The sequence below is a fragment of the Variovorax paradoxus genome, assembly GCF_024734665.1.
Classification (GTDB): domain Bacteria; phylum Pseudomonadota; class Gammaproteobacteria; order Burkholderiales; family Burkholderiaceae_C; genus Variovorax.
In genome coordinates this window covers 3,794,286-3,808,083 of record NZ_CP102931.1, presented here as the reverse complement: position 1 = coordinate 3,808,083, position 13,798 = coordinate 3,794,286, and the positions used below count along the sequence as shown (strand labels likewise).

The 13,798-nt window shown below is 63.4% G+C and carries 9 protein-coding genes; 5 read left to right on the top strand and 4 right to left on the bottom strand.

What is annotated here, in order from left to right; genetic code table 11:
- Window positions 1-28 precede the first annotated feature (28 nt).
- Both NWF24_RS18085 and NWF24_RS18080 read right to left on the bottom strand, forming a co-directional pair.
- Window positions 29-265 carry a hypothetical protein gene (locus NWF24_RS18085; protein WP_258349727.1) on the bottom strand — a complete coding sequence of 79 codons (237 nt, stop codon included), beginning with the start codon at window positions 263-265 and terminating at the stop codon, window positions 29-31.
- A 169-nt stretch (window positions 266-434) separates the two neighbouring features.
- Entirely contained in the window at window positions 435-872 is a 438-nt protein-coding gene (locus NWF24_RS18080; protein ID WP_375338387.1) for a nucleotide-binding domain containing protein, read from the bottom strand.
- Between the two features lie 423 nt (window positions 873-1,295).
- Between NWF24_RS18080 and NWF24_RS18075 the strand changes: the two genes are divergently transcribed.
- Window positions 1,296-3,584: a LamG-like jellyroll fold domain-containing protein gene (locus NWF24_RS18075; protein WP_258349726.1), complete on the top strand. Its 2,289-nt coding sequence runs from the start codon at window positions 1,296-1,298 to the stop codon at window positions 3,582-3,584.
- A 115-nt stretch (window positions 3,585-3,699) separates the two neighbouring features.
- On the opposite strand, the gene NWF24_RS18070 is transcribed toward NWF24_RS18075, so the two are convergent.
- Together NWF24_RS18070 and NWF24_RS18065 are read right to left on the bottom strand one after the other, a co-directional pair.
- Entirely contained in the window at window positions 3,700-4,749 is a 1,050-nt protein-coding gene (locus NWF24_RS18070; protein WP_258349725.1) for a HAMP domain-containing sensor histidine kinase, read from the bottom strand.
- A gap of 26 nt (window positions 4,750-4,775) precedes the next feature.
- Complete coding sequence (locus NWF24_RS18065) at window positions 4,776-5,471, bottom strand: response regulator transcription factor (RefSeq protein WP_258349724.1); 696 nt, start codon at window positions 5,469-5,471, stop codon at window positions 4,776-4,778.
- A 187-nt stretch (window positions 5,472-5,658) separates the two neighbouring features.
- Here NWF24_RS18065 and NWF24_RS18060 point away from each other — a divergent pair, with 187 nt between their 5' ends.
- The 4 genes from NWF24_RS18060 (at window position 5,659) to pilQ (ending at window position 13,543) form a co-directional block, all read left to right on the top strand.
- A complete protein-coding gene (locus tag NWF24_RS18060) occupies window positions 5,659-7,077 on the top strand; it encodes an efflux transporter outer membrane subunit (RefSeq protein WP_258349723.1) in 1,419 nt (472 codons plus the stop codon).
- A gap of 8 nt (window positions 7,078-7,085) precedes the next feature.
- A complete protein-coding gene (locus NWF24_RS18055; RefSeq protein WP_258349722.1) occupies window positions 7,086-8,213 on the top strand; it encodes an efflux RND transporter periplasmic adaptor subunit in 1,128 nt (375 codons plus the stop codon).
- Complete coding sequence (locus tag NWF24_RS18050) at window positions 8,210-11,317, top strand: efflux RND transporter permease subunit (RefSeq protein ID WP_258349721.1); 3,108 nt, start codon at window positions 8,210-8,212, stop codon at window positions 11,315-11,317. The genes NWF24_RS18055 and NWF24_RS18050 overlap by 4 nt, the downstream gene beginning before the upstream one ends.
- 117 nt (window positions 11,318-11,434) lie before the next feature.
- Complete coding sequence (gene pilQ / locus NWF24_RS18045; RefSeq protein WP_258349720.1) at window positions 11,435-13,543, top strand: type IV pilus secretin family protein; 2,109 nt, start codon at window positions 11,435-11,437, stop codon at window positions 13,541-13,543.
- Window positions 13,544-13,798: the final 255 nt, after the last annotated feature.

Below are 13,798 nucleotides of genomic sequence, written 5' to 3'. Positions count from 1 at the left end.
GCCCCGGTGCCAATCGATGGATGGGCGTCTAGCGATGATTGGGCATGCAGCTTGAGAATGCCGCTCTGCGCCGCCGGGGACTCGGCTTGATGCTGCTGTTGCGAGGGTCTTGTCCGATGTCTCCGGCGAACCATCGGAAGATGTTGGCGCGGTTTCTCCATCCGTCGCTGAAGCGCACGAAGAGAAAGCCCCGCTCTGCGTTGCCGAGCGCGTCGACCGGTATGCCGGCGGCGCGCAAGGCCCTGATCTCGGCGTTGGTCTCCATGTCGGATGGCAGCTTCAAGGTGATCGTTGCGTTGTGAATGGGGGGTCTAGGCATTGCTTCGCTTCCGTCAAACTTCCCGAAGGCGCAGTTGACCTGAAGAGAGCTTCTTCGGGATCCCGTATTTATAGGATGCGCAAAGTGACAGCCTATTGGACGCCGGGAGCCAGGTCTAGGCTGAGCCGCACACCAGACGCTCGAACACGTCGTCCGAGCCCATCTGGCCACCCTTGAGCATGATTTCCAACCCGTCGAGCGTGGCGTCGTCGCTGTGCAGGCGACACAACGAGGTGCCGGCGCCCATGTCTGCCACGTAGGAAAGCCCCCAGGCGTTGAGCGCCTGCACTGCATGACTCGAGGTGTCACCTCCGGCGATGCCCACGCGTTGCAATGGCACCATTGCCAGCACTCTGGCGAGCAGATCGCCGCCCGCGCGCGCCAAGGCTTGGGGATCGATGCCTCTGTCGAGCGGCAGCGGCTTGAGGGGGCGGGTGCAGGCCAGCACGTTGCGGCCGCTGAGGAGCCCGTTCGCGATTTCTTGGGCATGCCGTTCCAGCGCGGCTGCGTCCCGCTGCGCGATTCCTGAATGAACATGTGGCCTCCGGGGCACTCGTGCCGGTCATGACGCGTCATCCACCGCCCGCCGCAGGTGCATATGTCATCCGACCGCCAGGTCAGCATCCCGCACGGAAGATACGGGTCCTCACCGAACTGCTGATCGAGTATTGCGACCGGTCTCCGCACCCTGCGGGAGCTGCACTTGTTTGAGTGATGCATCGACCATGAATGGTCGGTGAGCGCGATCAAGCCGGGCTGTCGAGTCAGGCTCAGGTCAGAATTAATTTCTGCCGGCAATTGGCGGGTTAATTGCCTAGATCGATTTCACGGAAAATTGAGTCAATGGCTCGTGAATTCATCCATTTTGCATGGTAATTAATTCACGAAAACATCATATTTGGCAAATAAAGTTCCGCTTTTCGAAGTCGTTCGCAATTCCGCGGAAGAGCTTCGATGCGTTCCTGACTTTTATGCCATGACTGAAAATTACTCTTCTGAAGAAAATGCCGGCCTCGATCAATTGGCTTCCGTTCCGGAAAACAGGCGCCGGGAACTGCTGAAGCTCATGTTGGCCGGCTCGGTTACCGGCATGGCAATCGCGCTGCCCGGGTGCGGCGGCGGCAATGGCGCGGGCGCCACGGCCTTTCCGGCAACAGGAGGGAACGGGACATCGGCAGGTGCGTCGCCGGGCAATTCGTCGCCCCCAGCCAGTCCTGGCACCGCCGCTCAAAAGATATCCAGCTTCACCATTTCCGTGCTTCCTGATACCCAGTTCTATCCCAGGTATGCATCGGAAAAAATGGGCGAGCTCTATCAAAAACTGTATTCGGGAATAGATCCGAAATACGACAATCCATTCAAAACCCAAACGCAATGGATTGCGCAAAACGCCAAGCTGCTGAAAATGCCATTCACCATCCATCTTGGCGATATCGTTGACCAGTCCTGGTATTACACATCGGAAAAATCGACCCCCTGGAGCGCCTCGACCGATCTCGTTGGCAATGGCCAACTCGGCAATGGCCAGGTCACGAAGGAATGGGAGCTTGCAAGCCAGGCAATGCAGGTGCTCGAGGCGGCCCAATGCCCTTATTCAATCTGCGCGGGAAATCATGACGTAGGAGCCATCGGCTCCGATATGCAATGGGGCCCGGATTGGGGAGTCGGCGTCACCGGATTCGCCAACAACGACGGCTACCAGGACGGCGGCAGTCATCGCGTGGGCCTGTTCGAGCCCTACTTGCAGGTGTTCCCCGCGGAGCGCGCGAAGAGGCAGGCAACCTTCGGCGGAAGGCACGCTTCCGGTTTCCACGAATATCACGTCTTCGAAGCCGAAGGAAACAAGTTCCTTGTGCTGTCGATGTCGTGGCGAGCATCTGACGATGCAATCGCCTGGGCCAACCAGGTCATCCAGGCGAACAAGACGCTCCCCGTCATCCTGGTGAATCACCAGTTGGTTGGCATCGGCAGCGACGGGAAGACCGCAGCCGATACCGCCTATTCGAATTACATGTGGGACAAGCTCATCAAGGACAACGACCAGATCTTCATGGCGGTCAGCGGCCATTACCACGGCTCCTGCACGAGCACGAAGAAGAATTCGCGCGGCAACGATGTCTACCTGATGGTGGTGGACTACCAGATGGCCTACATGGGCGGCAACGGTCTCATGCGGATGTTCGAGTTCGATCTCACCAACAAGAAGATCATTGCCAGCTCGTTCTCTCCATGGGTTCCCCTGAAGCCGGCGGCCACGCTCAACGAGTTCGACGCCGCCTGGCTGTCCGACTCGAACCAGTCCTTCTCGCTGGACCTGGATTTTGTCCGGAGGTTTGCTTCCTTCAATCCGAACTTCACCGTTGCGGACGGTTCGTCGGACTCCGGCCTGACAGACGCGGCCAAGAAAATCATTCTGACGAACTACAGCCAGCCGCCGCAGAAAGCCGCAAGTCTTCCGTCGAGCACCGAGGACTACCCGAAGGTCGGCAGCACTCTGGCGCACTGGCGCTTCTTCAATGCGTCGGCAGCCGACGGGGATCTTTTTCCCTATCAGCCCGGGCAGCAAATCCAGGACAGTTCGGCTGGAGGAAAGAACCCGATTTCGGTGAACACGTGGATGGGCTCGCCCGGTGATCTGGTGTGGTCGACAAGCCATCATCCGCTGTCGGCCGCGCCCGGAAGCCTGCGTTTCCTGAATGCCACGAAGACCAGATCTTCCTACTTCACCACCGACCAGAATTCGGCGCTGAACGTGGAAACCTTCCCCTCGGGCTACACCATCGAGGCATTCGTCAATATCGATCCAGGTTTCGATGCGACGACGAATGGATGGATGGGCATCCTGTACCGCCTGGGCGCGCGGTCGCAGCTGCCTGGTTTCGGATCGGGCGAGGGCGATTGCGCACTGATGTTCGCCTTTTCAAACCTGATGGAATTCCAGTGGGAAATTGTCCCGGTGAACCAGGCGACCAATCTGACCTGCTGGTCTGGAGGCGTGTCGGCCGGCCAGTGGCTGCACATTGCCATCGTGAACGACCCGTCCGCGTCGTATGCGACCACCATGTACGTGGAAGGAGCGCCCGTCCTGCGGAACAACACGAACATGCAGGGCATTCAATACGTGAGCCCCACCGAGCAAATTGCCATCGGCTGCGGTCAGTGGGCCGGGAACATGTCGACCGGCTTCTTGGGAAGCATTGGTGAAATCCGCATCGTCGGCGTACCCCTGACTTCCGACAAGTGGCTGACGGCCAGGGCAACCTGATCTGACCGCCGGGGCCGCGTGCCGCCGTTTGGCCGACACAAGTTATGTAGAGGTGCCATCCATCCGGCGAAGCTTCATGGCCATGCGGGCACCGCAGAGTCGCGTGACACCTGCCTCACTCGAAGGGGGCGGACGCTCCTTGGGGAGAAGGCAAGATCAGCTTCACCAAAAGGCCTCCGCCTTCGCGCGGCGATGCCGTGACGCTTCCGTTGTGCATCTGCATCGCGCGACGAGCAATGGCCAGGCCGAGGCCCACGCCGTGCACCTGCTCGCCTTCTTCGGCACGGAAGAAGGGCTCAAAAATCTTTTCCAACAACGAGGGCGACACGCCCGGGCCGCGGTCAGCCACCGCGATGACGAGAGCACCTGTCTGCGAATCGACCTGCACATTGACTTCCACGATGCCGCACGGCGGGCTGTACTTGACGGCGTTGCGGATGACGTTCTCGAAAGCGCGATAGATCAACTCGCCATGCACTTCAACGACGAAACTTCCGTGAGCGTCGGTGCTCACGCGGCGACCCGTGGCGCGGGCTTCGAAGTCGGCATCTTCCGTGATGTCGTCCAGCAGCTCGATCAGATCCACCCGCTCCAGTGGCGCGACAGACGCACCAGCCTCCAGGCGATGCAGCGTGAGCAACTCCTCGATCAGGCCATCAAGTCGCTCGCTTTCGTTCTTGATGCGAAGAAGCATGGCCTCGGTCAGCTCGGGATCTTGTCGTGACAGACCGATGGCGGCTTGAATTCGAGTCAACGGGGAACGCAGTTCATGAGAGATGTCGTGCAGCAGAACACGTCGCGATTCCACGACCAGTTGCAACTGTTCGGCCATCCGGTCGACGTCCCGCGCCAGATCGGCGATCTCGTCGCGCCGGCGCCCCATCAGCGGTGATATGCGGGTGTCGAGATGACCCTGAGCAACGCGGTGAAGCGCCCAACGCAAATGGCGCAGCGGGCGAGACAGGTACCAGGAAAGCGCGAGGCCGATCACCAGTATGGCAATGAGCCCGGAAAGCAGCGGGACGATGGGCGTGTAGCCAAGGGACGGCATGCCGTCCGGCTGCGGCGGAGGGAATGGGTGGTTGGTGAACGTCAGGTAGGCGGCTGTGCCGAGCATCGACAGGATCATGCTCAGCGACAAGGCAAGCAGGAGCTTCCAGAACAACCTTCCGACTGTTGGCCTGAGTGGCATCAGCCCTCCAGCAACTGGTAGCCCAAGCCGCGCACGCTCTGAATCCAGGATTGGCCGTCCGAGCGGGACCCGAGCTTCTGCCTGATGGCGCTGATGTGCACATCGATACGACGGTCAAAACGTACGAGCGAACGGTCGAAGGCTTGCAGCGAAATGTCCTGCTTGCTGACGAGCTTGCCCACATGGCTTGCAAGCACCTCCAGCAGGCTGAATTCCGTACCCGTGAGTTCGAGTGGCTCGCCGTGCCACGTCGCCCGGCGGCTGCCGGGCCACAACACAAGTTCTCCCGCCTTGAGCACGCGCGGCGCGGACGATGGCTCGGCGGCAGCTCTTGTTTCCGTGCGCCGCAAAATTGCGCGTATGCGTGCAACCAGCTCGGCCGGCGTGCATGGCTTTGACACGTAGTCGTCGGCGCCCATGTTCAGCCCGACGATCTTGTCGACATTGTCTCCGCGGGCAGTCAGCATGAGGACGGGCACTGCGCTGCGCTCCCGGATGCGCCGAAGCACCTCGATGCCAGACAGACGCGGCATCATGATGTCCAGCACCACGATGGAATAGAGGTTGGTGGCTGCCTCGCCAGCACCGGTGCCGCCATCGTGCACGGCGCGAACATCAAAGCCCTCGTACCCCAGGTACTGGGACAGCATGGTGGTGAGTTCGACGTCGTCGTCGATCAGCAGGACTCGGTGCATGGCTTGGTTCTGGGCAAGAGACAACAGTTTGGCATCAGATGCTGCGTCGATGGCGAACCACGGCCATTTTTTACCCAGCTTAACTCTCCCGAACCGCATCCAACAGAGGCTCTTCCTACGATGGGTTCGAACGAAGAACCCTATGCATGCTTCTCAAATTCTCTCCCCCGGAAGGCGGGTGCGCGCGATGGCGCTGCTCGCTCTTGGCGTCATGCTGGCCGGCTGTGCGGCCGGTCCGGAATATCACCCGCCGACGCCATCGGTGGCCGCAACCTGGCAGGCGGTGGTGCCGCACGATGGCAGTGTCAGTGCGATGGTCAACTGGTGGCGCCAGTTCGACGACCCGGTCCTTGGCCGGCTGATCGTGCAGGCGGAAGCCGACAGTCCGAGTCTGGACAAAGCTTGGACGAAGATCGAGAAGGCGCGCGCAACACTGACCACGACGCGAGCGGGCGGCCTGCCCAGCCTGAGCGGCAGCGGTTCGCTATCGCGCGCAAGGCAGCAGACGACCGAAGGCAGCGCGCCAGTGCTTGCCACCAGCCGCAGCGCCGACCTCGATGCCTCCTGGGAAGTGGATCTGTTCGGCAAGGTGCGCCGCAATGCGCAGGCGGCGCAGGCGCGCATCGATGCGCGCGTGGACGATTGGCACGACGCGCGAGTCTCGCTGGCGGCCGAGGTGGCCGACACCTATGTGCAGTACCGCGCCTGCGGGCTGCTGGCCCAGGCTTATGAGCGCGAGCTGGCCTCGATGACCGAGACCGAGAAGGCCACCGCCGTTGCGGTGCGCGCCGGATTCACTGCGCCTTCCGATGGCGCGCTCGCGCGAGCCAGCCTGGCGAGCACCACGTCCACGCTGCTGTCGCAGCGCGCCGAATGCGAACTGCTGGTGAAGTCGCTCGTCAATCTCACTGGCTTCGATGAGGCCGCGCTGCGAGCCCTGATGGCGCACGCTGGCGCACAGGTACCGCAGCCGGCCGCGCTGGCAGTTCCGAGCGTGCCCGCTCAGGCCCTGCGCCAGCGACCCGATCTGGCCTCGAGCGAGCGGGAGCTCGCGGCTTCGAGCGCCGAGATTGGCGCCGCGGTGGCGGATCTGTACCCGAGCCTTTCGCTGACTGGATCGATCACGGTCTCGGCCTCCAACCTCTCTTCGTCGGTCACCACTTGGTCCCTGGGCCCGTCGCTGTCGATTCCGATCTTCGACGCCGGCAAGCGCCGCGCGGCAGTGGACAGCGCGCAAGCGAGCTACAGGTCGGCGCTGGCCGACTACCGGCAAAGTGTGCGCGACGCCGTGAAGGAGATCGAGCAGGCGCTGGTCCGCCTGGACAGCACGGCTCGACGCGCAGACCAGGCCGGGCAGGCGGCGCAGGAATATCGCCGCTACTTCGAAGCGACGGAGGTGAACTGGCGTGCCGGCGGCGCAAGCCTGCTCACGTTGGAAGAGGCGCGGCGCTCGGCGCTGTCCGCCCAGGTCGATGAGATCGCGCTGCAGCGCAACCGCGTCCAGTACTGGATCGCTCTCTACAAGGCGTTGGGCGGCGGCTGGCAGCCCGATTCGCCCGCGTTGCCGCCGCAGGCGGTGGCGGCGCAGCAGGCAAACAATCAATGAGGTTTACCGTGAATCGAAAGTTCTTTATCGGGACTGCGGCACTCGCCGTGGTGCTCGGGCTGGGGCTTGTCGCCTGGCTGGCCCGCCCGGCCGGGGACGCCCGCGTGCCCGGTGCCGAGGCCCGGGCCCCTAGCGTGCTGACGGTCGAGGTGGTCGCCCCCCAGACGCAGAATTGGCCGCAGACACTGCAGGCGAGTGGGCCGGTCTCGGCCTGGCAGGAGGTCATCGTCAGCCCCGAGACCGGTGGCCTGCGCATCGCTGAACTGCTGGTGGATGTGGGCGCGAGCGTCAAGCGCGGCCAGCTTCTTGCGCGGCTGGCGGACGCGACCGTCAAAGCCGAAGTGCGCAAGCAGGAAGCCGCTGTCGCGCAGGCCCGCGCCACGCTCGACCAGGCTGTCTCCAACACACGGCGCGCGAAGATCGCCGAAAGCAGCGGCGCGCTGTCGGCGCAGAAGATCGAGGAGTACCGGATCACCGAGGCCACCTCGCGCGCTTCGCTCGCTTCCGCGCAGGCCGAGCTCGACAGCAGCAAGCTCAAGCTCATCCAGACGCGCATCGTCGCTGCCGACGACGGCATCGTTTCCTCGAAGTCGGCGGTGCTGGGCAATGTGGTCAGTGCGGGCGCGGAGCTGTTCCGCCTGGTGCGGCAGGCCAAGGTCGAATGGCGCCCGGAGCTCGATGCCCGGCAGGTCGCTCTCGTGCGTGTGGGTCAGATCGCACGCGTCACATTGCCCAGCGGCGAGCAGGTGGAGGGCAAGGTCCGGCTGGTCGGCCCGACGCTGAGCACCACCACCGGCCGTGGCACGGTCTACGCGAGCCTGCCCGCCGCCAGTGCGTCGCGCTCGGGCATGTTCGCCAACGGCACGCTGGAACTCGACGCCAAATCCGCGCTCACGCTGCCGCAGTCGGCGATCGTGATGCGCGACGGCCGCTCGTATGTGTACGTGGTCGGCAGCGGTGACAAGGTGAGCAGCCATCCGGTCGCCACCGGACGTCGCCAGGGCGACCGCATCGAGGTGCTGTCCGGGCTCTCGGGCGATGCGCGCGTCGTTGCCGGCGGAGGCGCTTTCCTGTCGGAGGGCGTACAGGTCACGGTGGCCGGCGCAGCCAAAGCGCAGACAGGGGGCTCGCAGTGAACTTTTCCTCCTGGTCGATCCGCAATCCGGTTCCCTCTGTTCTGCTGTTCATCCTCCTCACGGCCTTGGGTCTGATCGGCTTCAAGAGCCTGCAGATCCAGGATTTTCCCGACACGGATTTGCCGACCATCCAGGTCTCGGCCACGCTCGAAGGCACCGCGCCATCGCAGCTGGAGACCGAGGTGGCGCGCAAGATCGAGGACAAGCTGGCTTCCCTGACGCGGCTGGACCACATCACCACCAAGATCACCGATGGCACGGTGAGCATCAGCGTCAGCTTCGAGATCGACAAGAACAGCGAAGAAGCGCTGAGCGAGGTCCGCAACGCGGTGGACAGCGCGCGCGCCGATCTGCCTGCCAGCATGGCTTCGCCCACGGTCTCGAAGCAGACTTCGGCGAGCTCGGCGTTGCTGACCTACACCGTCGAATCGACCAAGCTCGACGACCAGGATCTGTCCTGGCTCGTCGACAACACGGTGACCAAGGCGCTGCTGGCCGTCAAGGGCGTCGCCAAGGTCGAGCGTGTTGGCGGCATTGATCGGGAGGTCCACGTGGACCTCGATCCCACGCTGATGGCGGGCCTGGGCGTGACGCCGTCCGACGTTTCCACGCAGCTCAAGGCGGTGCAGAAAGAAAGCTCGGGCGGTGAGGGGGCCGTGGGCGGGCAGAAGCAGTCCACGCGCACCATCGTCACCGCCGGCACGGCCGAGGAGATTGCCGCGATCACCGTGCCGATCTCGAATGGACTCTACGTGCGGCTGGACCAGATCGCGCGGGTCAGCGACATCCATGCCGACCGCACGACCATGGCCTTTCGTGATGGCCGGCCGGTGATCGGCTTCCAGGTCACGCGTTCGCGCGGCTATTCCGACGTGGGCGTGGCCGAGGCCGCGCGCAGCGCTATCGAGCGCTTCTCCAAGGCGCACCCCGAGGCGAGCATCACCGAGGCCTCGAATACGGTGACGCCGATCGAGGACAACTACACAGGCTCGATGCACCTGCTGTACGAAGGTGCATTCCTGGCGATCCTGGTGGTGTGGTGGTTCCTGCGCGACTGGCGCGCCACGCTCATCTCGGCCACCGCACTGCCGCTGTCCATCATTCCGGCCTTCGGCTTCATGGCGCTGGCGGGCTATTCGCTCAACGTCATCACGCTGCTGTCGCTGTCGCTGGTGGTCGGCATCCTGGTGGATGACGCGATTGTCGAGATCGAGAACATCGAACGCCACCTGCTGATGGGAAAGACGCCGTATCAAGCGGCAATGGAGGCGGCCGACGAGATCGGATTGGCCGTGATCGCCACTACCTTCGCACTTGTCGCGGTCTTCCTGCCCACGGCTTTCATGGGAGGCATCCCCGGCAAGTTCTTCCGGCAGTTCGGCGTGACCGCCTCGGTGGCGGTTCTGGCCTCGCTGCTGGTGGCGCGGCTTTTGACGCCGATGATGGCGGCCTATCTGCTCAAGCCGAAGACGCCGGGGCATCACGAGATCTCGACCGACGGTCCGACCATGACCCGCTATCTCGGCTGGGTCCGAGCCAGCCTGTCGCGGCGCAAGGCCACGGTGCTGGCGGCCATGGCCTTCTTTGGCTTGGCACTGCTCATCATCCCCTTCATTCCGACCGCCTTCATCCCGGCGCAGGACAAGGCGCAGAGCACCCTGACGATCAAGCTCGCGCCGGGCAGCACCTTGCAGGACACCGCGGCGACCAGCCAACGTGCGTCGCAGATGCTGCGCACACTGCCCGAGGTGAAAGGCGTATTTGCTTCGGTCGGCACGGCCACGAGCGGTGGCGGCATGAGCGCCAGCGCCTCGACCGAGGTGACCAGTGCCACGCTCACCGTCGATCTGGTGCCGCGTGGCGAGCGAAAACTCAAGCAATCGGGTGTCGAGGCCAAGATGCGCGAGATGCTGCGAGCGCTTCCCGGCGCCCGTATCACAGTCGGGGCCGGCGCCAACGGAGAGTCGCTGGACATCACGCTGGCGAGTGACGATCCGCAGATCCTTGCCAGCGCGGCGGCGCAGGCAGAGTCGCAGCTGCGCACGCTCAAGGGCATCGGCAACGTGACCTCCAGCGCTTCGCTGCAGCGCCCGGAGATCCAGGTGCGCCCCGACACCGCTCGTGCAGCTGCGCTGGGTGTCACGTCGGAAGCGCTGGCCGACGCAGTGCGCCTGGCCACCTACGGCGACTATTCGAACTCGCTGCCCAAACTCAACCTGCCGGAGCGCCAGATCGCGATCCGCGTGCTCATGGATCCGTCGGTGCGCGGCAACCTCGATGCCATCGCGCAGCTGCGAGTCAAGGGCAGCGGCGGCAACGTGGACCTGGGCTCGGTGGCCGAGATCGTGATGGGCAGTGGCCCGTCGCAGATCGACCGATTGGATCGCTCGCGCAACGTGACGCTCAGTGTCGAGTTGAACGGACGCGCGATCGGCGAGGTGCAGCGCGAAGCCATGGCGTTGCCCGCACTGAAGTCTTTGCCGGCTGGCGTGCACCAGGTGGAACAAGGCGAATTGCAGCGCATGTCCGAACTGTTCCAGAGCTTCGGCGTCGCGATGGCGATCGGGATCTTCTGCATCTATGCGGTGCTGGTGCTACTGTTCCATGACTTCCTGCAACCCGGCACCATCCTCAGTGCCTTGCCGCTGGCGATGGGCGGCGCCATGTTCGCGCTATGGCTCACGCACCAGGCATTTTCGATGTCGGTGGTGATCGGCGTTCTGATGCTGATGGGCATCGTCACGAAGAATTCGATCCTGCTCGTCGAGTACGCCATTGTGGCGCGCCGCGACCGAGGCATGGGCCGGTTCGACGCGCTGATCGATGCCTGCCACAAGCGCGCTCGCCCGATCGTGATGACGACCATCGCAATGGGCGCCGGCATGCTGCCCAACGCACTGGGGCTGGGTGCGGAGCCCAGTTTTCGCCAGCCGATGGCGATCGTCGTGATCGGAGGTCTGCTGACGTCCACCGCGCTGAGCTTGCTGGTCGTGCCGGTGATCTTCACTTACGTCGACGACCTCTTGCAGTGGGGGCGTGGCCTCGTGTCACGCAGGAGCGCCACACGCGCTGCGCCCGAGCAGGCCCTGCAGGCGGCCGAATGAAGACCGCGCAGGTCCGCTGATCAACCTTTCAAACCAGCCCGAGGAACGGGAATGGTTGAGCTCACCCGATGCAAAAGCGCCGGACGTCCCGATCGCTGCAGTAACAAAAGGCCCAACGTGAACGAACAACAATCTGCCATCGCGCGATGGCTGCGTACCGCATGTCTGCTGCTGTGCGTGTGGGGAGGCGCCGCGGCAGCCCAGGCGCAAAACGCGATCGAATCGGTCACGTCTTCGGTGCAATCCGGTGCAGAGGTCATCCGCATCGATTTTTCCCGGCCGCTTGTCACGGCGCCGACGGGTTTCACCATCCAGTCGCCTGCACGCATCGCCCTTGACTTTCCCGGAGTCACGAACGGCGTTGGCCGCGCGCCCATCGAAATCAACCAGGGCAATCTGCGCTCCGTCAACGTGGCGCAGGCCGGCGAGCGCACGCGCCTGGTGCTGAATCTCAAACAGGCAACGACCTACACGACCCAGGTTCAGGGCCAATCGCTGCTCGTGTCACTCGATCCTGTCGCCGGTGCGGCGCTCAACGCGCCCATGTCTTCCACCTTTGCGGAGAACCGCAGCAGGGATACCTTGCCGCTGCGCGACGTTGACTTCCGCCTGGGCTCGGATGGCGCCGGCCGCGTGATCGTCGATCTGGCCAACAGCCAGGTGGGCGTCGACATTCGGCAGCAAGGCAAGAACCTGGTCGTCGAATTCACCAAGTCCACGCTGCCCGAAGGTTTGCGCCGCCGCATGGACGTGGCGGATTTCGGCACCCCCGTCCAGTGGGTGACGGTGCAGCAAGCGGATGATCGCGTGCGCATGACCATCGAGCCCAAGGGCGACTGGGAGCACAGCGCCTACCAGAGCGAGAACCGGTTCGTCGTGGAAGTGCGCCCGCGCAAGATCGATCCGACCAAGCTCACGCAGGGCGTGAGCTACAGCGGCGAGAAGCTCTCGCTGAACTTCCAGAACATCGACATCCGTTCGCTGCTGCAGGTGATCGCCGACTTCACGAACTTCAACATCGTGACCTCGGACTCGGTGAGCGGCGCACTGACGCTGCGGCTGAAGGACGTGCCCTGGGACCAGGCCCTGGACATCATCTTGCAGGCGAAGAACCTGGGCGTGCGCAAGAACGGCGGCGTACTGTGGATCGCACCCAAGGACGAAATCAACGCCAAGGAAAAGCTCGAATTCGAAGCGCAGGCCACCATACAGAGCCTGGAGCCGATTCGTACCCAGTCGTTTCAGCTGAACTACACCAAGGCCGCGACCCTCGTGCAAGGCCTGACGGGTAGCGGCAGTGGTGGCGGTGGTGGCGGTGGGGGCGGCTCAGGCACGCCCACACGCATCCTGAGTCCGCGCGGCAGTGTGATCGCCGAGGCGCGCACCAACCAGCTTTTTGTCTCGGACATCCCCTCGCGTCTGCAGCAGGTCGCCGAGCTGATCCAGAAGCTCGATGTGCCGGTGCGACAGGTACTGATCGAGGCGCGCATCGTCGAGGCATCGGACACTTTCAGCAAATCGCTGGGCGTCAAGCTGGGTGGATCGTCCAAGGGCAGCAACAGTTCGATCGGCACCCAGGCGACGACGAGCAGCGACGGCACCGTGTCGTACTCGTCGACCTCCAGCAGCAACTTCGTCAACCTGCCGGCCAGCAGTTCCAGTGGCACTTCCACGGGAACCTTCGCGGTTTCGCTCTACAACTCCAGCATGTCGAAGATTTTGAATCTGGAAATATCCGCGCTTGAAGAAGACGGCAAGGGCAAGGTCGTGGCGAGCCCTCGGGTCGTCACGGCCGACCAAACCAAGGCCCTGATCGAACAGGGGACTGAACTTCCTTACCAGTCTGCCACGTCGAGCGGTGCGACCTCGGTCTCCTTCAGGAAGGCGAATCTCAGGCTCGAGGTCACGCCGCAGATCACGCCAGAAGGAAACATCATCCTGACGCTGGATGTGAACAAGGATTCCGTCGGCCAGTCGACCACTGCGGGCTACGCCATCAACACGAAGCACGTTCAGACCGAAGTGCTCGTAGAAAACGGAGGGACTGTCGTGATCGGCGGGATCTTCGAACTGTCGGAAACGAACGACGAGTCACGGATACCGGTACTCGGCGAATTGCCCTATGTCGGAGTGCTGTTCCGATCACGCACCCGCGAGGTCAAGAAGAGCGAATTGCTGATCTTCATCACCCCGAAGATGATTACCGATCGGAATGCGGCCCGCTAGCCGCGATGCGATGCGGGTGCGAGAAATTCATGTCGGCAGTCACCTGGCCCTGTGCATCGATGCGTCCTGTACTTTGGTTCGGACGGCATGGCGCAAGCAAGCAGCGGTTCGATGAACATCCCGACCTCTCCAGCGTGAATGCCGGTCCTTCGAACGAACGCCCGGCGCGGCCATGCCATCAACTTTGCCTCCGGTGCGTACTCCGAGGGGGCCAGAAAGTTCACTGCACGCCCGCGTCCTTGGAGCGCCAGGCCG